The following is a 20,290-nucleotide window of genomic DNA, read 5'->3' as shown; positions in this document are numbered from 1 at the left end:
CTACACCAAGGGGCGCTCATGCGGTGAAACGGTAGTCATATTCCCAGGCAGTTATTCCTCGTCATCCGCTAACTGCCAGTAGAGGCTGCCAGCATTGACCAGTTGAGTGAGTAAATCGTTGGCATCCGGCAGATTGAGGACATCACTATTAAGGGGGCTGGGATCCGCCACACGCTGGGCAAGTGCCTGTGTGCAGGTGTAACCGTCGCCATCGACAAACAGCGTTGTGACCCCATTATCGGTGCGCCACGCAAAGCGAGACCCCGGGGCGTGATGCAATGGCGCGTCTTGTAGCGCGGCAACAAGCTCTGCGTCGGTGAGCGGCGGGTCGTGGGGAATTAGCTGATCCACGTACTTGGGTTGCGTCATTACGCGACCAAACCATTGGCTCATTTGCGCCGGGTCATCCAGCGTATCAAGGATCAGCCGGCGCATGCGCTCAAGGGCGGCATCGTCGATTTTGCTAGCATCCTCCGCCGGTGCCATCCCTGCATCGTGGTAACGGCGCGAGGGCGGCAGCTGCTCGCCGAGGTAGTCAGCGTACGAGGTGATCGCTTCGTCGGCAGAAGGGGCGCGAAAGCCCAAGGAAATGGTCATGCAATCATCGGATTGGCTGACGCCGTGGTGAGCCCAGCCCGGCGGCAAGTAGAGCATATCGCCGGGCTCTAGTACCCAATCCGAATCCGCTTCAATCTCAAACGTCTGCAGAATGCGCAGGTCGATGCCAGAGATGATCGGCGCATCATCGGGGGCTTTACCGCCCAGCTGCCAACGTCGCTCGCCGCTGGCTTGTAGCAAAAAGACATCGTATTGATCGACGTGAGGGCCGACGCTGCCACCCGGCGGGGCATAACTGATCATAATATCGTCAAGGCGCCAGCGGGGGAGAAAATCAAACGCCTCCATCAACGATGCGACAGAAGGCACGTAGTGATCCACCGCTTGGACCAAAAGGCTCCAGTTTTCTTCAGGTAGGCGCTCAAAAGTGGCCTCATCGAAGGGGCCGTGTGAGACCTGCCACGGGCCATCCGGGCCATTTTCTTCCACCAGGCGTGCTTCGATGCCTTCCTCGCAGGCGAGCCCGGCAAGTTCATCCGGGTCCAGGGGGGGTAAAAAATCTGGGAAAGCCCCGCGGATCAACAGCGGCTTCTGTTGCCAATACTCAGCCATAAATTCGGCCGGGGTTAAATCGCCCAGCAGCGTTAGCGGCGTGTCGCGGTGGCTCATGGCAGTATCCTTTCAAAATAAAAAAGTGGCGGATAAAAAAGTGGCAGATAAAAGGCTTACAGCGCGTCAAGCTCAGCAATCAGCGCTTTTGCCTGAGTTTCAGCGTTGCCAATATAGCGCGCGGGGCTAAGCGCCTTTAATTCGTGTTTCACATCGTCGGGGAGCGCCAATGTGTCAATAAAGGTGGCAAAGCCGACTTGGTCGATGCGCTTACCTCGCGTGAGTTCTTTGAGTTTTTCGTATGGCTTTTCAATGCCGTAGCGACGCATGACGGTTTGAATCGGCTCGGCGAGCACTTCCCAGCTGTTATCCAAATCGGCCGCCAGGCGCTCAGGATTGGCTTCCAGCTTGCTAATGCCTTTGAGCGAGGCGTGGTAGGCAATCACCCCGTAGGCGAGGCCAACGCCTAAGTTACGCAGTACCGTGGAGTCAGTGAGGTCGCGCTGCCAGCGTGAAATCGGGAGTTTTTGCGCCAAGTGGCCGAGTACCGCATTGGCTAGCCCTAAATTGCCCTCGGAATTTTCGAAGTCGATGGGATTGACTTTGTGCGGCATGGTGGAAGAACCAATTTCGCCCTCGACGGTTTTTTGTTTGAAATACCCAAGCGAAATATAGCCCCAAACGTCACGGTCAAAGTCGATCAAGATGGTGTTGAAGCGACACACGGCGTCGAAGAGCTCGGCAATGTAGTCGTGCGGTTCGATTTGGGTGGTGTAAGGGTTAAACGTAAGCCCCAGGCCTTCGACAAAGGTTTGCGCATTGGCTTGCCAATCGACTTCAGGGTAGGTGGTTAAATGCGCATTGTAGTTGCCGACGGCGCCGTTGATTTTACCCAGAATCTCGACGCGCTCGATCTGCTTGAGCTGACGTTTCAAGCGATAGGCGACGTTGGCCATCTCTTTACCCAAGGTGGTGGGGCTTGCGGTTTGGCCGTGGGTGCGTGCGAGCATTGGTTGCGCGGCATGTTCAAAGGCGAGCTGCGCGATGTCATCGGCGACCTGGTGCATGGTAGGTAGCAGTGCATTCAAGCCATCGGCCAGCATGACACCGTAGGAGAGGTTGTTGATATCTTCGCTGGTGCAAGCGAAATGAATGAACTCGGTGACCGCATGCAGCTCCGGCTGGCCGGCAATCTTCTCTTTGAGAAAGTACTCCACCGCTTTAACGTCGTGATTGGTGGTGCGCTCGATCTCTTTAATACGCTCGGCGTCTTCCAGCGAGAAATCCCGAATCAAGGCTTCCAAAAAGGCAGTGGCCTCGGCGGAAAGCGGCGGCACTTCGGTGATTTGGGGGTGCTCGGCAAGACGCTCAAGCCAACGTACTTCGACAATTACGCGGGCGCGGATCAAGCCAAATTCGCTAAAGTGTTCGCGCAGGTTGGCGGCTTTGGCGCCGTAGCGGCCGTCAACGGGAGAAAGAGCCGTAAGAGCAGAGAGTTGCATGGGAGCAGAGAGTTGCATGGGCGTGGGGTTCCAGGTCGTAAGCGATAGATTGTGAACAAAAGGGTCGGCAGTAAGTGTCGATTGCGTGGCGTTAGCTTAAGTCATCGAGCGCGCGGCGCAGTGCTTTGCGCTGAAAGATCAGCTTCCAGCGACGCCCGCCTTGCTGGTGCCACAGCAGCGCAAAACGGATGCCCGCCATAAGGCAGGCACGCACGCGCTCGGGCATCATGCGGCTTTGCAGCATGGAAGGGTCGCCCTGCACCACAATACGGGTTTTAAATGTCGAGAGAGTTTCTTGATAGGCTTCCCCAAGACTTGCGATGACATTCTCATGGGTGCTACCAAAGTGCTCGGCTTGGTGCTGCACATGACTGAGCTTGTCGCCGAGTTGGTCCATCATGTTGTCGTTTTTACGTAGCTGATTCATCAGTAGCAAAAGCGAGAAACCGTAGCGCAGCACCACGGGGTCAGCTTGCTTGCGGCCAACCAGTGCCTCGAGCATGTCCAGGCCGCGGCGTAAATTATTAGGGTGACCACCGTATATCGCTTCAAAACTGTCGGGATTGGTGTCCACGGTAGCCTGAATTAACGTATCCCAGGCGCGCTGGTCCACTTGCCCAGTGCGGGCTAGCTCATCCACCAGGCTTGCGGCTTGGAATACGCCGGCCAGCGCCAGCGCTTGGCGCGCGGCAGGATTATCTGGGGCGCGGTGAATCGGTGTCGTTGTCGTCATGCAGCCGCCTCCTGGGCGTTCCAAGTAGTGCGAATCACACCGCCACCAAGGCAGATATCGCCGTCGTAGATGACCAGTGACTGTCCCGGCGTTACCGCGCGCTGCGGTTCATCAAAATGGACGTCGACACTGCCGTCATCGTGGCTGATAAGTGAGCAAGCGCGGTCGCTCTGACGGTAGCGAATTTTCGCGGTAAAGCGCCCCTCGCGTGCAGGCGCTTCGCCCGCTACCCACTCCATAGGTTCAGTCGCGAGCGAATCTGAATAAAGTAACGGGTGATGCTTGCCTTGTACGGCAATTAACACATTGCGCTCTAAATCTTTAACGGCGACGTACCAGGGCGCTTCCGAGTAGTTGGCCAAGCCGCCGATGCCCAAGCCCTGGCGCTGGCCGAGGGTGTAATACATCAGCCCCATGTGATCGCCGATCACATCGCCCTCGGGCGTTTCCACCTTGCCCGGCTGGGCGGGGAGATAGCGCTTGAGAAAGTCGCTAAAACGCCGCTCGCCGATGAAACAGATACCGGTGGAGTCTTTTTTCTTCGCCGTAATTAACTGGTGCTGCTCAGCCAGCGCGCGAACGGCGGGCTTTTCCAGTTCGCCCACCGGGAACAACGTGCGCGCAATGGCGGCTTCCGGTACGGCGTGTAGGAAGTAGCTCTGGTCTTTGTTGGGGTCGAGCCCCTTGAGCAGTCTTGGGCGTCCATTGCGGATGCCCTGACGAACGTAGTGTCCGGTCGCGATCATGTCGGCGCCGAGCTTTTCCGCGTAGTCGAGAAAAACTTTAAACTTGATTTCGCGGTTGCACAGAATATCCGGGTTGGGCGTGCGTCCCGCCTTGTACTCGGCCAAAAAATGCTCGAAAACGTTATCCCAATACTCAGCCGCAAAGTTGGCCGTATGCAGGGGAATCCCCAGTTTTTTGCATACCACCGCGGCGTCGAGCAAGTCATCTTTGGCCGTGCAGTATTCGCTGCCGTCGTCTTCATCCCAATTTTTCATAAACAGGCCCTCAACCTCATACCCTTGTTGCAGGAGGAGGAGTGCGGACACGGAAGAATCGACGCCGCCGGACATGCCGACGATCACTTTGCCTTGGGTGGATGTCATGGGCATCCTCGATTGGAGTGGGCGACAAATGCGGAAGGATTATACACGATGCGGCCAATACGCTTCGAGCCTTACCATCCAAGAGCGAAACGATGAGGTTCAAAAACGGTGCGATTCAAAACGTTTCAGTTCAAAAACAGGGTGATTCATGAATAACGTTGAGTGGGTGAATAGTCCCCGCGTGGGCGTCCTCGATACGAGTGAGTACCAAGGGGCTGCGCAGCCGGCCTTGGGCGTTTAAAGCGTGAAGCTCTTCCCGGGTGAGCCAGTGGGTGGCGGTGATATCGTTATCTAATGGCGTGTCGCGAAAGTGTATAGGCTCCGCTGTGAAAGCATGGCTATGAAACGTCAGTCCGCTTGCTGTATGGAAAACGTAGAGCCCTAGGTAGCCGGTCAGCTGGATATCCCAAGCAGTTTCTTCTTGAACCTCGCGGACAATGGCCGCAAGAGGCCCTTCGCCGGGCTCGACGTGCCCGGCCGGCTGATTGAACACTGTTTCAGGGCCCCCACGCGCTTCCTCCACGACTAAGTAGCGAGCGTGGCGTCGAATTACGCAGGCAACGGTGGTGTGCAAACTCATGGCGAAACACTCCGACGCTTGTGCCTTGACTTGGGCTTTGGATGTGTTGATTTCGGGGGCTTGGGCGCGTGGAGCACTTCACGGCGCCACTCACCTGGCGCCAAGCCGTCTAGCTGCCAGGGGCCGATCGCCACGCGGATCAAGCGCAAGGTAGGGAAGCCTACGTGCGCCGTCATGCGCCTTACCTGACGGTTACGCCCTTCGGTAATGGTAAGTGAGAGCCAGCTGGTGACCGGGTGGCGCTTAGGGTCAATCAGTGGCTGGCGCGGGGGTATATCCGGGTCGCTTAGCTGCTGCGCTTTCGCTGGACGTGTGGGGCCATCTTTGAGCGTAACGCCTTGGCGAAGCGCCTGTAGTGCGGTTTCATCAATGTCGCCCTCCACCTGCACCCAGTAGGTCTTGGGTTGTTTGTGTTTGGGGTGGGTAATGCGATGAATTAGCGTACCGTCGGCGCTTAATAGCAGTAATCCTTCCGAGTCGTAGTCTAATCGTCCAGCGGGATAAATCGCTTTAATATCAATGTGGTCAGCTAATGTGGTGCGCCCCTCGGTATCGCTGAATTGGCTTAATACGCGATAGGGTTTGTGCAGCAAGTATAGGTGGCTCATAAGATAGGTCGTATCGGTCGTCAAACGGGGAAATACTCGACTTTAGAACGGTTCGCTGTGGTAAGGCTACTCCGCCGGGTCGGTGAGATGCTACAATTTGCGCTCCACTGAACCGATAAGACAGGGGAGTTCTCTATGGGTTTCCAGAAAATTGTAGTTCCTGAAGGCGGTGAAAAGATTACCGTCAATGCCGATAACACGCTGAACGTGCCAAATGAGCCGATTATTCCGTTCATCGAAGGTGATGGCATTGGTGCTGATGTGACGCCGGCGATGAAAATTGCTATCGATAGTGCCGTGCAGAAAGCCTATAACGGCGAGCGTAAAATTCACTGGATGGAAGTATTCGCCGGTGAAAAAGCAACGCAGGTTTACGACCCCGACACTTGGTTGCCGGAAGAGACGCTGGAAGCCGTAAAGGACTACGTTGTCTCTATTAAAGGCCCGCTAACCACGCCGGTAGGCGGCGGTATCCGCTCGCTGAACGTGGCGCTGCGTCAAAAGCTTGACCTCTATGTTTGCCAGCGTCCGGTGCGTTGGTTTGAAGGCGTGCCGAGCCCGGTGAAAAAGCCGGCCGACGTTGACATGGTGATCTTCCGCGAAAACTCCGAAGACATCTATGCCGGTATCGAGTGGAAGGCGGGTACGCCGGAAGCCGACAAGGTTATCAAGTTCCTGCGCGAAGAGATGGGCGTTCAAAACATCCGCTTCCCAGAGAACTGCGGCATCGGCGTCAAGCCGGTTTCCGTTGAAGGTACTAAGCGTCTGGTTCGCCAAGCGCTGCAGTACACCATCGACAACGACCGCGAGTCGCTGACGCTGGTGCACAAAGGCAACATCATGAAGTTCACTGAAGGCGCCTTTAAAGATTGGGGCTATGAGCTGGCGAAAGAGGAGTTCGGTGCTGAACTGCTCGACGGCGGCCCGTGGATGACCATGAAGAACCCGAAAACCGGCAAAGAAATCGTCATTAAAGACGTAATTGCTGACGCGATGCTGCAGCAGATTCTTCTGCGCCCAGCCGAGTACGACGTTATCGCCACCCTGAACTTGAACGGCGATTACCTCTCCGACGCGCTGGCAGCAGAAGTGGGCGGCATTGGTATCGCACCGGGTGCTAACCTCGCTGACGCCGTGGCCATGTTCGAAGCGACGCACGGCACCGCACCGAAGTACGCCGGACAGGACAAAGTAAACCCTGGCTCGCTCATTCTCTCTGCTGAGATGATGCTGCGCCACATGGGTTGGGTTGAAGCTGCCGACTTGGTGCTTAAGGGCGTAGAAAAAGCCATCTCCAAGGGCGAAGTCACCTATGACTTCCATCGCCTGATGGATGACGCGAAGCTTCTTAAGTGCTCTGAGTTTGGTCAGGCCGTCGCCGATAACATGTAATTGCGTTATCGAGCTTAAAACCCTCGTCCGCGTTGCGGGCGGGGGTTTTTTATGTGGGGCACTGTGCTAATTTAAGTGCCTTACTGAACCCTTTTACGCCTAACAGTGTCGATAACTACACTATGTTAAAAACGAATCAACTCAACTGCCCATACGCGGGTATGACGCGCCCTACATCGCCTGACGATGATCCGGATTTAGCGATAGAGACGGCGGATCCGGAACTTGCCAAGCCGCCGATGTTTAAAGTCGTTTTGCATAACGACGACTACACACCGATGGAATTTGTGATTGAAGTGCTGCAGGAATTTTTCTGCATGGAGCACGAAAAAGCCGTACAGATCATGCTGGCGGTCCACACGCAAGGCAAAGCGACGTGCGGGATTTTTACCCGTGACATTGCTGAGACAAAGAGTTATCAAGTGAATGAGTATGCGCGTGAATGCGAGCATCCGCTCATGTGTGATATCGAAGCGGCAGACTGAAAGCGTTGAACATTTTTGCGCCCGAGGCTTGCAACCACGCGTTTTGTACCCGATGTTAAAAAGTGCCGGTCGATTACACCGATCCGACTTAAGCCCTAGGTGGCGATATGCCCTGGGTATTTGTGACATAGCCTGGGAATTGGTTACCTAGCCCGGGTGTTTGAGACCTAGGTAGCAGCGAAAAGGGGACTGCCATGCTGAGCAAAGAACTTGAACTGACCCTGAACACGGCTTTCACCGTGGCACGCTCAAAGCGTCACGAGTTTATGACCGTTGAGCATCTGCTGCTGGCGCTACTGGATAACGCCTCAGCGGTCGATGTCCTTAAGGCTTGCGGGGCAAAAGTAGACAAACTGCGGTCCGATCTGCAGGATTTCATCAACTCCACCACGCCGTTGATTCCAGAAGGGCAAGGCGAGCGTGAAACACAGCCTACGCTGGGGTTTCAGCGCGTGCTGCAGCGGGCGGTCTTTCACGTGCAGTCCTCAGGTAAAAATGAGGTGACTGGCGCTAATGTGTTAGTGGCTATTTTCTCCGAGCAGGAGAGCCAAGCGGTTTATTTCCTCAAGCAGCAGAGTGTGGCGCGTGTCGATGCGGTGAATTACATTGCCCACGGTATTTCCAAAGTATCGGGTCATAGCGCGTCCCCGTCACCGTCATCGCCCGAGTCGGAAGAAACCGAAGAGGGAAGTAGCGAAGGGGCCTCACACCCGCTGACCGGTTTTGCAACCAACCTTAATGAACAAGCGCGCCAAGGCAAAATTGACCCGTTAATTGGGCGCGACCATGAGCTTGAGCGCGTGGTGCAGATTCTTGCACGTCGGCGCAAAAATAACCCGCTTCTGGTCGGAGAAGCGGGTGTGGGCAAAACCGCGATTGCCGCTGGCCTAGCCAAGCGTATCGTGGAAGAAGATGTGCCCGAGGTGATTAGCGATGCGGTCGTCTATGAGCTGGACATGGGCGCGCTGTTGGCGGGAACCAAGTACCGTGGGGACTTCGAAAAACGCCTAAAAGCGCTGCTGGCCGAGCTGAAAAAGCAGCCGCATGCGATTTTGTTTATCGATGAAATTCACACTGTGATTGGCGCAGGCGCGGCCTCTGGCGGCGTGATGGATGCTTCCAACTTGCTTAAACCCCTGCTGTCCTCGGGCGAGCTGCGTTGTATTGGTTCGACGACGTTCCAAGAGTTCCGCGGCATCTTTGAAAAAGACCGAGCGCTTGCACGCCGCTTCCAGAAGGTCGATGTCCTTGCCCCTTCCGTGGACGATACCATCAAGATTCTCAAAGGGCTGCGTTCACGCTTTGAAGAGCATCACGATCTCAAATATACCGATAGCGCACTGGAAACCGCCGCACGCTTAGCGGATCGTTACATTAATGATCGTTTTCTGCCGGATAAAGCCATTGATGTGATTGACGAGGCCGGTGCCCATCAGCGCATGCTACCGCCGGAAGTGCGCGTCGATATTATCGACGTGGACCAAGTCGAAGCGGTGGTGGCGTCGATTGCGCGGATTCCGCCGAAGAGCGTGTCTAGCTCGGATCGCAAGCTGCTAGAAAATCTCGATCGCGACCTAAAAATGCTGGTGTTCGGTCAGAATGAAGCGATCGATAGCCTTGCTGCCGCGATTAAGCTTTCCCGTGCGGGTTTGAAGTCACCCGATAAGCCCGTGGGGAGCTTCCTCTTCGCTGGGCCAACCGGGGTAGGTAAAACCGAGGTAGCTAAGCAGTTGTCGCACATCATGGGTATTGAGCTTGTGCGTTTTGATATGTCGGAGTACATGGAACGGCATACCGTCTCGCGCTTGATCGGCGCGCCTCCTGGCTACGTGGGTTACGACCAGGGTGGCTTGTTGACGGAAGCAATTACCAAACAGCCGCACTGTGTACTGCTGTTGGACGAAATCGAGAAGGCACACCCGGAAGTCTTTAACTTGCTATTGCAGGTAATGGACCACGGCCGTTTAACCGATAACAACGGTCGCGAAGCGGATTTCCGTCACGTGATCGTAATCATGACGTCCAACGCTGGCGCTGAGCAGGCAGCACGTCGCTCGATTGGCTTCCAATCGCAAGATCACTCCACCGATGCGATGGAGGTGATTCGTCGGACGTTCTCGCCCGAGTTCCGCAATCGCCTTGACGGTATTATCCAGTTCAGCTCGTTGCCCACCGAGGTGGTGCGTAACGTCGTGGATAAATTCTTGATCGAGCTGCAAGCGCAGTTGGATGAGAAGCGTGTTCAGCTAGAGGTGGATGACTCGGCGCGTGATTGGCTGGCTGAGCAGGGGTATGACCCTGATATGGGCGCGCGGCCAATGGCACGTTTGATTCAAGAGAAGCTGAAAAAGCCACTTGCCGAGATGATTCTGTTTGGCGAGCTTGCTGAGCACGGTGGCATTGTGCACGTAAGCTTAGAAGAGGGCGAGCTGAGCCTGTCGACGGAGTCAGAGATGGCAGGTGCTTCAGAGTAAGCACTAAAAATATCGGCCGGAGCGGCGACGTTCCGGCCGAATAATCAGACAAAAGCGCCCTGTCATTGACGGGGCGTTATCATGTATAGCGCTGCGCTTAAGTGGTGAAACACTGGCTTGAGGCTGGTGCTTTTTTCGGGCAGCGTTAGCGAGAGCCCGAGGTTTAACTTAGCGCGAGCGGTAAACAATACGGCCTTTGGAGAGGTCGTAGGGTGTCAGCTCAACTTTAACTTTATCGCCGGTCAAAATGCGGATGTAGTTTTTACGCATTTTTCCCGAGATGTGGGCAGTAACCACGTGGCCATTTTCCAGTTCAACACGGAACATGGTGTTGGGAAGGGTGTCGATGATGACGCCTTCCATTTCAATATGATCTTCGCGTGCCATATAGGCAAATCCTCACTTGATGAACGTTATGGGTGTCATATCGGTTTGCCCCTAAGGGCGAATGAACAGCGCTGTATTGTGCCGTAAGGCTGGCGTCAAGGCAAAAAAGCCGTGCTTAAAAAGCAATAAGCGGTCGCCAATGACGCCCATCGAGGATTTCTAACGGTGAAAATGCCTGTTTGTAGCGCATTTTGCGGCATTCTTTGATCCAGTAACCCAAATAGAGGTGAGGTACCCCTTTGGCGCGCGCCAGTTCTATCAGTAAAAGTACGGCAAATGTGCCTAGTGAACGTTTATCAAGGGCCTCATCAACGGCAAAAAAGGTATAAATGGCCGATAGCCCATTTTCTAAATGGTCAAACGCCGCGACGCCGACAAGCTCTCCGTCTAATGTCATCTCTAAAAGCTGAGCGTAAGGCTCATCAAGGGTCAAAAAGGTATAGTACTGCTCGCGGCTGGGTGGATACATATCGCCATCGGCGTGGCGCTTTTCAATATAGTCGGCATATAAGGCGTAGTGGCGCGGGTCGAAGTGAGCGCTTATCGTTCGAGTTTGAATATCGGCGTTGCGGCGTAAAATTTTACGCTGGGTACGGTTAGGGGTAAACGCGTCGACAGGAATACGTACCGAACGGCAGGCGTTGCAACCTTCACAGTGGGGGCGGTAAAGGTGACGTCCACTGCGACGAAAACCTAAAAGCGTGAGTGAATCATAAACGCCGGATACCGGAGACTCTTGCGGGTCTAAAAAAAGCGTTGTCGCTTCGCGCCCTGGTAGGTAACTACAGTCATGTGGCACCGTTAAAAAAAAGCGCAAGTCCCTGACGGGATGGCGTAGCGCATTGCTACTCACGATTCGCCTCCTTGGGTGGCGATGGACTTTAGATGGCGACGCCTCAAAAGGCTAGTGTTAGCGTCGGTAGATTAAATCGGTGTTATTTGGCTTGGCCAGCGCATCAAGCCATGGTGACGATGGTACCGTAGGCGCCTCACTGAAAGACGCGGGCCATGTGAATGCTTGGCTAGGCAAACATTCTTTAAGATAGTTGATGAATGCTTCACGGGCGACTGTTCCCGCGCCTAAGCTTGCTAAATGGGGGGTGTGCATTTGGCAGTCGATCATTTTACCACCGTGCTGGCGCATTGCCGCGCAGAGGTACGCTAGCGCCACTTTTGATGCATCAGGTTGATGCGAAAACATTGACTCACCGAAAAATACCGGGCCCAGCGCCAAGCCATATAAACCGCCAACCAATCTATCTTGATGGGTCACCTCGATGCTGTGGGCGATGCCACACCTATGCAGTTGGCAGTACGCCTCCTGCATCGCTTGGGTAATCCACGTGCCGCTCTCATGGCGCCTGGGGGCGGCGCAGGCGTTAATCACCGTGTCAAACTGTTGGTCGAGCGTGACGCGAAAGCCGCCGTGGCGCAGGCGTTTGGTTAAACTACGGCGCTGCTTAAACGCTTCAGGAAAAAGCACCATGCGCGGGTTGGGGCTCCACCATAAAATAGGATCACCCTCGCTGTACCAGGGAAAAATACCTTGGCGGTAAGCACTGACCAACCAAGTGGGCGAGAGTTCGCCACCCGCCGCTAGCAGGCCATCGGGTTCATCGAGCGCCATGCCAGTATCGGGAAAGTGGGGGATAGACGCATTAAGCCAAGGTAGCATGTAATGTTCCCATTACGAGACGGTTTGAGAGAAGTCTGTGACGACAGAAGGATGCTCGGTATGATGCAATCTCGCAAGTCAGATAAGTCGTGTTATTAATACACTGTTGTTGAAAATAATATTTATTGAGAGTCGGTGCGAAAGGGAGAAACGCTTGAAAGTAAATAAAGCGGCCAGCAAGCGAGAAACGCCACAAACGCGCAAAACGGCATCAGGTCGTGTTAGCGAAGCCAAAGATAAAGCGCGTCGCGTCGGCCTACGTCTGCAAGGGGCAGTGCGTGAAGGGGTTGTTGTCGTCCTGCTTGCCCTGTGTGTGTTTTTGCTTTTAGCGCTATTGAGTTACCACCCAGGTGACCCAGGTTGGTCATATCGCGGCCCTGAAACGGTCATCGCTAATTGGATGGGTCCCGTGGGGGCGTGGCTTGCGGATGTGCTGTATTCCTTGCTAGGTGCCAGCGCGCTGTGGTGGCCGGGTATGCTGGGGTTTGCCGCGTGGTGGTTAATGCGTTCGCGCCAGGTGCGTTTTGAGCTTGATGCGATCGCAATTGCCGTGCGCGCCGGCGGCTTGGTGCTGCTGATTTTTGGTACCACCATGTTGGGTGCCCTGCACTTTTATCATCCAGATAGCCTCTTGCCTTATGCTTCTGGCGGTATTTTGGGTGAAGGGTTGGTCGGCGCGCTGCGGCCGTTAGTGAGTAGCCAAGGTGTCGGCCTTGTCGCGGCGGCCCTTATTTTAAGTGGCTTTCCGCTCTTTAGTGGTATGTCGTGGCTGCAGGTGGCTGACGAAGTAGGGCGTGGCGCGCGAAAACTGGGGCGATGGGCAAGAGCGGGACTTGCACGACTACATGCCAGCTTTCAGCGGGCATCGCGTAAAAAAGCCCCAGCGCCACACCCGCAAGAGCGCGCCGCGTCAAATGCAAAAGCATCGTCTGAGCCCTCGCCCGCACCGAGCGCGACACCAAAGCGCCAAGAACCAGGGCTTTCTTTAGGTGATGAGCAGAAACCCGGCCTTCAAACAGCAGATAATCAAGAAGCTGTAGGTAATCAAGAAACAAAAGCTAATCAAGGAGCTAAGGCAACGCCAGCGACTGAGGAAACGGGAATTCCCTGGGATGCGGCCACGCATTTTACCCATAAAGCGAAAACGGCCACAGCGGCTGACGGAGGCGATAACACGTCAGCCGCGCCGGAAGTAGCGCTTGATGGCGTCCGTAAAGAGCCAACGCTGTCGTCGGAACCGGAACCGGAACCGGAACCGGAACCGGAACCGGAACCGGAACCGGAACCTATTTCCCCTCAAGACCCGGAGCCGGTCAGGCTTGAAGAGCCAGAGCCAGAGCCAGAGCCAGAGCCAGAGCCAGAGCCAGAGCCAGAGCCAGAGCCAGAGCCAGAGCCAGAGCCAGAGCCAGAGCCAGAGCCCACTACGTACACACCACCACGCTCCGAGCCGCGCGTGCCTGAAGTGGTGCCCGAGCCCTTGTTGGAAGAAGATGAGTGGGGCGACGACGATGAGCCGGAGTCGCTGCCGCCTCGTTTTGCGACACCTGAGCCAAAGCCTGAACCAAGGCCCGAACCTGCTGCTGAGCGTGAACAAGCGCCTGCAACAGAGGGCAGCAACGAAACACCGGCTCTGTGGACAGTAGAGCATCTGCAGAGTCAGCGGCCGGTGCTTGATGACATGCCCGAGCCAGAAGGTGAGTTGCCCAGTCTACGGCTACTCACCTTGCCCGAGCCGCACCAACCTAATTATAGCGATCAGCAGTTGGCGGACATGGCGGAACTGTTGGAAGTTAGGTTGCGTGAGTATGGCGTGAAAGCGGAAGTGGTCGACACATGGCCAGGGCCGGTGATTACACGTTTTGAAATAAAGCCCGCTGCTGGTGTGAAAGTTTCTAAAATCAGCAATCTGGCGAAGGATTTAGCGCGTTCGTTAATGGTGAAAAGCGTGCGCGTGGTCGAGGTGATCCCAGGGCGCCCCACCGTTGGTATTGAAATACCCAATCCACACCGCGCGATGATTCGGTTGCGTGAGGTGATCGACTCCGACCGTTACCAGCAGGAAACCTCGCCGCTCACCATGGCGCTAGGCCAAGACATTGGCGGTGGCCCGGTGGTGGCGAACCTTGGCAAGATGCCGCACCTGCTGGTGGCCGGTACCACGGGCTCGGGTAAATCGGTGGGCGTTAACGCGATGCTGATTTCCATGCTGCTCAAGGCCACGCCCGATAAGCTCAGGCTTATTATGGTCGACCCTAAAATGTTGGAACTGTCGGTCTACGACGGGATACCACATTTGCTGGCGCCCGTGGTTACCGATATGAAAGAGGCCGCCAATAGCCTACGTTGGTGCGTGGCCGAGATGGAGCGGCGTTACAAGCTGATGGCGGCGATGGGCGTGCGTAATATTGCCGGCTTTAACGGCCGTCTAGATGAAGCCGAGCGCGCGGGTGCTCAAGTGGCGGACCCGCTATGGGAACCGCAGCCTTGGGAGATGCACCAAACGCCACCGGTGTTGGAAAAGCTGCCTTATATTGTGGTGGTGATCGACGAATTTGCCGACATGTTTATGATCGTGGGCAAGAAAGTCGAAGAGTTGATCGCCCGCCTAGCGCAAAAGGCACGGGCGGCTGGCATTCACTTAATACTCGCCACCCAGCGCCCGTCGGTCGATGTTGTCACCGGTTTGATCAAAGCCAATATCCCTTCAAGGATGGCGTTTCAAGTGTCGTCACGTATTGATTCACGCACGATTTTGGATCAAGGCGGCGCGGAAAGCCTGCTCGGTCACGGTGATATGCTCTATCTGCCGGCAGGGTCTGGCCCACCCAACCGTATTCACGGTGCTTTTGTTGATGACGACGAAGTGCATCGCGTGGTTGAAGATTGGAAACAACGCGGTGAGCCTGAATACATTGAAGAAATTTTAACCGGCGGCGTTTCCGCAGATGCGCTGGCAGGCCTTGAAGCGGAAGGCGCGGATGGCGACGATGCTGAACAAGACGCGCTCTACGATGAGGCTGTGCAGTTTGTGACGCAAACGCGGAAAGCCTCGATCTCCGCCGTGCAGCGGCGCTTTAAAATTGGCTATAACCGCGCGGCAAGGCTTGTTGATGCGATGGAAAGTGCGGGCGTGGTCTCCTCCATGGGAACCAACGGGGCTCGTGAAGTGTTAGCGCCACCGCCGGTGGGGCATTAATCGTGTTGATCGCTCGCAAACGTGCAAACACCAAGGAAGCGCCGTTTAAGAGGAAACCTAGCGGCGAATCAAGCGTCTGATAGCACAACATGTTTTGAGTCCGGTAAGCATTTGCTTGGCGGGCGGCTAAGGGAGAACACGATGCTTAACAATGGCACGCGCGACAATGACGTTTATTCTGACCAGTTAACGGCTTCAAAGCCGACAAAAACTTTTTCCCTGGCGCTTGCCGCCAGTGCGTTAGGCTTGGTGATGGCGCCAGCCGTTTGGGCCGACGAAGCAACCGAGCGCTTAACCGAGCGTCTCAATCCCCTGGAAAGCTATCACGCCACATTCGAACAGCGGATTTTAGATAGTGGCGGAGAACGGCTGCAAGAAGCCCATGGTGAAATGTGGCTCTCTCGCCCTGGGCTTTTACGCTGGGAAGTAGAAGCCCCCTACGCGCAGACGGTCGTTTCTGATGGGGAAGACGTGTACCTATACGACCCGGATCTTGAGCAAGTGACCGTGCAAGGAGTCGATGACCGCGTTACCCACACCCCGGCGATGCTGCTGTCAGGCAACGTCGAGGATTTGGCCGAGAACTATGACGTCTTCTATGAAGAAGAGAGCGACGATGAGGTGTTTACTCTGATCCCGCTCTCGGCTGAGACTTTATTTGAAGAGTTAAGCCTGACCTTTAACGGCGAAACGCTCACAGAGCTTTGGATGACCGACAGTACTGGGCAGCGTACCGCGATTGCGTTTAGCGACATTCGCCAAAACGGCGCCATTGATGAACAACGCTTTAGCTTTGACATTCCAGATAACGTCGATGTGATTCGCGAAGGACGTTAAAAGCGCCGAAGCGCGCATCATTGTGACTCACTCCCTTGATCGGCTTCATGGTCGCGGTGTTCGCGCCAGGCCATGATGTCAGCAAAACGCTTTTCCTGGCCGAATTGGCTGGGCTGATAAAACCTCTCGTGTACCAGGTCTTCCGGCCAGCAATTGTGTGCGCTACCGGCGGGATAGCCATCGTCTTCGTTATGCGCGTAACGATAACCACTGCCGTGGCCTAGACTCTCCATTAGCTTGGTAGGGGCGTTGCGCAGGTAAGTAGGCACCTCAATCTGCGGTTGTTGGCGGACGAAACGCTGCGCGGCACTCCATGCTTGATCAATGCGGTTGCTTTTGGGCGCAACGGCTAAGTGAATGGCCGCATGGGCGAGCGCCCGCTGACCCTCATGGTCGCCTAAACGCAAATAAGCGTCCCAGGCAGCGATCACCAGCGGCAGCGCGCGCGGGTCGGCGTTACCCACATCTTCAGACGCAATAGCCGTCAGCCGGCGTACTACGTCTAGCGGGTCACCGCCACCTTGAATAAAGCGCGCGATATACAAAAGCGCGGCATCCGGCCTTGATGAGCGCACCGATTTATGGATCGCCGAGAGTAGGTCGTAATACACATCCCCTTGTTTATCAAAGGCGCTGGCCTGATGCCCAATGACGTCATCAAGCGCGCTGCGATAGAGCACTTCACGGCCGTTTTCCTGTTGGGTAAAATCGCACGCCGTTTCTAATAACCCCAGTGCTCGGCGCGCATCACCGGCGCTTGCGTGGGCAAGCACTGCGAGCACTTCCTCATCAACCGTAATCTCGCGCTGGCCCAATCCGCGCTCGCGATCACTAAGCGCTTGGCGCAATACTGCAATTAGTTCATCTTCGCTAAGCGGCTTTAAGACGTAAACCCGCGCGCGGGAGAGTAGCGCCGAGTTGACTTCAAATGAAGGATTTTCAGTCGTGGCGCCAATCAGGGTTAAAAGCCCAGATTCGACGTGGGGCAAGAGCGCATCCTGCTGGCTTTTGTTGAGCCGGTGAATCTCATCCAAAAAGAGAATCACGGCGGTAGGGGCCAACTGACGAGCGTGCTCAACCACTGCGCGAATCTCTTTTACCCCGGCCATCACGGCACTGAGGGTTTCCAAGTGGGCGTTTGAGGCGTTCGCCAGAATGTCGGCCAGCGTTGTTTTGCCGACGCCGGGTGGTCCCCATAGCATCATCGAGCGAACTACGCCGGACTCTGCCATGCGGCGTAACGGCTTGCCAGGCCCCACGAGTGCTTGCTGCCCAACATAATCGTCAAGGGACGTAGGGCGCATGCGAAACGCCAATGGGGCGTCATCGGCGGGGGTGGAAGATGAAAACAGATCCATGCAGACTCCATTGAACGATACAGCGTGAGTTGCTGTTGGTGGTAATGAGCGCCGCGTCACGCTACTGTTAGGTGGATGCGATTTAATGGGCGTATGCGATAACAAAGGAGAAGGTACAATGTTACATCAACTGCGTCTGGATCATGCCAATATGGCGCGAATGCTGCACGTCTTGCAGCTTAAGCAGAAAACCTTAGCTAAGGGTGAGCGGCCCAATTTCCAGTTGATGCGCGAGGTAGTGGATCACATTCTGGCCTACATGGAAAAATTTGCGGCGCCACTTGAGCGTGAGTTTATCCAGTGTCTGCAGGTGCGGGCGCCAGAGCATGTGGCTGAAGTTAAAGGCATGCTCGACGAGTATCGCGAATTGAAACCGCGACTTGCGCGGCTTTCCACGGATATCGATATGATTTTAATGGACAGTGTCGTTCCAATGGATCGCTTTGCCGAGGATTTGAAACAATACCTTGAAGCGCACCGTGCCTACCTGAGCAAAGAGCGCGAAGTGTTATTCCCCCTGGTGGAGAAGCATTTTAGCGAAGAAGATCTAGCGCTGTTGCGTCAAGCGTTACCTGCTGGCGCGGAGCAGGAGCTTGAACGCCTTCAGCAGGCTTATCCAGAGCTTTATGCAGAGTTGCGCGGCGCTCAAATCCCCTCGCTCTAACTTATTAGGCAGTCGCTAATATCAACACCCATCATCAGCAACCTTTCGGGGCGTGATACACTCACTGCCCTTTTTCGTTTTGTAAAGGGCAACCGCACAACATGGCTGGCCCCGTATTAATTTTTGACTCTGGCATGGGTGGGCTCTCTGTGGCGCGTGCGCTGCGTGCGCATTACCCTCATGCCGCTTTGTGCTATGCCTGCGATAATGCTTGGCTACCTTATGGCCTGCGTGAAGACAGCACGTTAACGGCGCGTATCGTTGGCGTTTGCCGTGCGGCTGTTAACGCCTGCCAGCCAAGCGTGCTGGTGGTGGCGTGTAATACGGCGAGCACCTTAGCGCTAGAACAGCTACGTGCTGAACTGACCATCCCCGTGGTCGGAACTGTGCCGGCGATCAAGCCGGCAGCAGCTGCGAGCCAATCGCGGCATATCGGCCTATTGGCGACCACGGCAACGGTCCGACGCCCTTATACTCAGCAGCTAATTGATAATTTTGCTAGCGATTGTCGTATTACTCGCGTGGCAGCGGATGCGTTAGTGATCGAGGCAGAAGCGTTAATTAGCGGTACCGAGCCAAATACCCAACGCCTAGCCGCTGCATTAGCGCCGTTATGGCAAGCGGCACATGCCGATGTGCCGATGGATACGGTGGTGCTTGGCTGCACGCACTTTCCGCTACTTAAACCCTGGCTTGACGCCGCTGCGCCAGCGCCGCTCATCTGGGTGGATTCGGGAGATGCGATTGCCCGTCGCGTGGGGCAGGTGGTCAGTACGTTGGTATCGAACCGCCACGAGGGCCGCTGCTTCGCCACTGCGCCCGTCACCTCCCTAAAAGCGGGGCTCGCAGCGTATGGTTTTTTTGCCCCAGAGTCTCTGTTCCTTGATGATTTGTCTCTTGATCACTAGCGCGCTATCGCGTTAACCACCGCAACGATTTGTTAAATTTAGACACTGATAACAGGAGCCCCCTTTGGCGATTCCCGTGGTTGATCCCCAACGCTACGACGAGCAGCTTGCCGTCAAACGTGACGAACTAGAACGCCTCTTCTCTTTGTTTTCTCCTCCATCGTTGGAGGTATTTACCTCACCGCCAAGTCACTATCGCCAGCGTTGTGAATTTCGCATTTGGCATGAGGGTGACGATCTCTTCTATGCCATGTTTGAGGTTGATCCGGAAAATCCCAAAAACAAACAGGTGGTACGCTTAGATCAGTACTTGGTGGCCAGCGAGGCGATCAATGCGTTGATGCCCAAGCTAAGAGCGGCCTTTTTGGCAAGCGATGCGTTACGCCACCGGTTGTTTCAGGTTGAGTTCTTGACCACGCTTGCAGGCGAAGCGCTGGTAACGTTGATTTACCATCGTCCGCTGAATGACGCTTGGGAAAGCGAAGCGCGAGCCTTAGAGCGCGAGCTGGGTATTATGATTATCGGCCGTTCACGCAAAGAGCGCCGGGTGCTGACGCGTGATTACGTGTGGGAGCAGCTGCACCTCGATGGCCATACTTTTCACTACCAGCAGGTCGAAAATAGCTTTACCCAACCTAACGCCGTTGTGTGCCAAAAGATGCTTAGCTGGGCGCGCGATGTCACCAAAAATAGCCAGTTCTCTGATTTAGTTGAGCTTTACTGTGGCAATGGTAATTTCACTGTCGCCCTTGCGGAAAATTTTCGTCGCGTCTTAGCTACCGAGATTTCGCGCACGTCGGTGGCCAGTGCCAAGGTTAACTTTGACGCTAACCACGTGAGTAATGCCCAAGTCACGCGGATGTCCGCTGAGGAATTTTCGCAAGCGTTAAATGGCGAGAAGGGCGGCCGGCGTGTGGCTGAGATGGCACTTGAGACCTTTGATTTCTCAACGGTGTTGGTAGACCCACCGCGTGCCGGCTTGGATGAGGCGAGTTGCCGCCAACTTAGCCGGTTTGAGCGGATTGTCTATATTTCCTGTAATCCCAAGACGCTAGCGGAAAACTTGACCATACTGAATCAGACACACCGCATTGAGCGTTTCGCTCTGTTTGACCAGTTTCCTTTTACTGACCACTGTGAATGTGGCGTGATGTTGCAACGTCGATAGCGCTATATCAGGGGTACATGATGCATAAACGGTATGCGCCATGAGCA

The 20,290-nt window shown here is 55.3% G+C and carries 18 protein-coding genes; 8 read left to right on the top strand and 10 right to left on the bottom strand.

Annotated elements, in window-relative coordinates:
• Window positions 1-51 precede the first annotated feature (51 nt).
• From QC823_RS02725 to QC823_RS02700, 6 genes are all read right to left on the bottom strand, one after another.
• Window positions 52-1,227 carry a JmjC domain-containing protein gene (locus QC823_RS02725; protein WP_309654824.1) on the bottom strand — a complete coding sequence of 392 codons (1,176 nt, stop codon included), beginning with the start codon at window positions 1,225-1,227 and terminating at the stop codon, window positions 52-54.
• Between the two features lie 56 nt (window positions 1,228-1,283).
• Window positions 1,284-2,669: an adenylosuccinate lyase gene (purB, locus tag QC823_RS02720; protein WP_309654930.1), complete on the bottom strand. Its 1,386-nt coding sequence runs from the start codon at window positions 2,667-2,669 to the stop codon at window positions 1,284-1,286.
• A 91-nt stretch (window positions 2,670-2,760) separates the two neighbouring features.
• Window positions 2,761-3,402 carry a high frequency lysogenization protein HflD gene (hflD, locus tag QC823_RS02715; protein WP_309654823.1) on the bottom strand — a complete coding sequence of 214 codons (642 nt, stop codon included), beginning with the start codon at window positions 3,400-3,402 and terminating at the stop codon, window positions 2,761-2,763.
• On the bottom strand, window positions 3,399-4,511 hold the full coding sequence (mnmA, locus tag QC823_RS02710; RefSeq protein WP_309654822.1) for a tRNA 2-thiouridine(34) synthase MnmA: 1,113 nt from the start codon (window positions 4,509-4,511) through the stop codon (window positions 3,399-3,401). Before mnmA ends, hflD begins: the two co-directional genes overlap by 4 nt.
• Window positions 4,512-4,641: 130 nt before the next feature.
• Window positions 4,642-5,091 (bottom strand): NUDIX domain-containing protein, encoded by a 450-nt coding sequence (locus QC823_RS02705; protein ID WP_309654821.1) that lies wholly within the window; start codon window positions 5,089-5,091, stop codon window positions 4,642-4,644.
• A complete protein-coding gene (locus QC823_RS02700) occupies window positions 5,088-5,699 on the bottom strand; it encodes a pseudouridine synthase (protein ID WP_309654820.1) in 612 nt (203 codons plus the stop codon). Before QC823_RS02700 ends, QC823_RS02705 begins: the two co-directional genes overlap by 4 nt.
• Window positions 5,700-5,834: 135 nt before the next feature.
• On the opposite strand from QC823_RS02700, the gene icd reads away from it, so the two are divergent.
• The 3 genes from icd to clpA all read left to right on the top strand — a co-directional run bounded on the left by icd (window position 5,835) and on the right by clpA (window position 10,050).
• A complete protein-coding gene (icd, locus tag QC823_RS02695) occupies window positions 5,835-7,091 on the top strand; it encodes an NADP-dependent isocitrate dehydrogenase (RefSeq protein WP_309654819.1) in 1,257 nt (418 codons plus the stop codon).
• Between the two features lie 161 nt (window positions 7,092-7,252).
• Window positions 7,253-7,576, top strand: a complete 324-nt coding sequence (gene clpS, locus QC823_RS02690) for an ATP-dependent Clp protease adapter ClpS (protein WP_309654818.1) — start codon at window positions 7,253-7,255, stop codon at window positions 7,574-7,576.
• 194 nt (window positions 7,577-7,770) lie between these two features.
• Window positions 7,771-10,050, top strand: a complete 2,280-nt coding sequence (gene clpA, locus QC823_RS02685) for an ATP-dependent Clp protease ATP-binding subunit ClpA (protein ID WP_309654817.1) — start codon at window positions 7,771-7,773, stop codon at window positions 10,048-10,050.
• A gap of 168 nt (window positions 10,051-10,218) precedes the next feature.
• On the opposite strand, the gene infA is transcribed toward clpA, so the two are convergent.
• From infA to aat, 3 genes are all read right to left on the bottom strand, one after another.
• A complete protein-coding gene (gene infA, locus QC823_RS02680) occupies window positions 10,219-10,437 on the bottom strand; it encodes a translation initiation factor IF-1 (protein ID WP_026352028.1) in 219 nt (72 codons plus the stop codon).
• A gap of 115 nt (window positions 10,438-10,552) precedes the next feature.
• Window positions 10,553-11,290 (bottom strand): arginyltransferase, encoded by a 738-nt coding sequence (locus tag QC823_RS02675; protein ID WP_309654816.1) that lies wholly within the window; start codon window positions 11,288-11,290, stop codon window positions 10,553-10,555.
• Window positions 11,291-11,347: 57 nt separating this feature from the next.
• Window positions 11,348-12,112, bottom strand: a complete 765-nt coding sequence (aat, locus tag QC823_RS02670) for a leucyl/phenylalanyl-tRNA--protein transferase (protein ID WP_309654815.1) — start codon at window positions 12,110-12,112, stop codon at window positions 11,348-11,350.
• A gap of 154 nt (window positions 12,113-12,266) precedes the next feature.
• Here aat and QC823_RS02665 point away from each other — a divergent pair, with 154 nt between their 5' ends.
• The gene (locus tag QC823_RS02665) at window positions 12,267-15,308 is read left to right on the top strand and encodes a DNA translocase FtsK (protein ID WP_309654814.1); all 3,042 of its coding nucleotides are present in this window, start codon (window positions 12,267-12,269) and stop codon (window positions 15,306-15,308) included.
• 141 nt (window positions 15,309-15,449) lie between these two features.
• A complete protein-coding gene (lolA, locus tag QC823_RS02660; RefSeq protein WP_309654813.1) occupies window positions 15,450-16,145 on the top strand; it encodes an outer membrane lipoprotein periplasmic chaperone LolA in 696 nt (231 codons plus the stop codon).
• Between the two features lie 17 nt (window positions 16,146-16,162).
• On the opposite strand, the gene QC823_RS02655 is transcribed toward lolA, so the two are convergent.
• Entirely contained in the window at window positions 16,163-17,503 is a 1,341-nt protein-coding gene (locus tag QC823_RS02655; RefSeq protein WP_309654812.1) for a replication-associated recombination protein A, read from the bottom strand.
• Window positions 17,504-17,621: 118 nt separating this feature from the next.
• On the opposite strand from QC823_RS02655, the gene QC823_RS02650 reads away from it, so the two are divergent.
• The 3 genes from QC823_RS02650 (at window position 17,622) to trmA (ending at window position 20,243) form a co-directional block, all read left to right on the top strand.
• A complete protein-coding gene (locus QC823_RS02650; RefSeq protein WP_309654811.1) occupies window positions 17,622-18,167 on the top strand; it encodes a hemerythrin domain-containing protein in 546 nt (181 codons plus the stop codon).
• 101 nt (window positions 18,168-18,268) lie between these two features.
• A complete protein-coding gene (gene murI / locus QC823_RS02645) occupies window positions 18,269-19,075 on the top strand; it encodes a glutamate racemase (protein WP_309654810.1) in 807 nt (268 codons plus the stop codon).
• 64 nt (window positions 19,076-19,139) lie between these two features.
• A complete protein-coding gene (trmA, locus tag QC823_RS02640) occupies window positions 19,140-20,243 on the top strand; it encodes a tRNA (uridine(54)-C5)-methyltransferase TrmA (RefSeq protein WP_309654809.1) in 1,104 nt (367 codons plus the stop codon).
• Window positions 20,244-20,290: the final 47 nt, after the last annotated feature.

This window comes from Vreelandella vilamensis (assembly GCF_031451755.1).
Taxonomy (GTDB): Bacteria; Pseudomonadota; Gammaproteobacteria; order Pseudomonadales; family Halomonadaceae; genus Vreelandella; species Vreelandella vilamensis.
The sequence above is the reverse complement of the archived record's forward strand: the minus strand, read 5'-3'. Positions and strand labels throughout refer to the sequence as shown.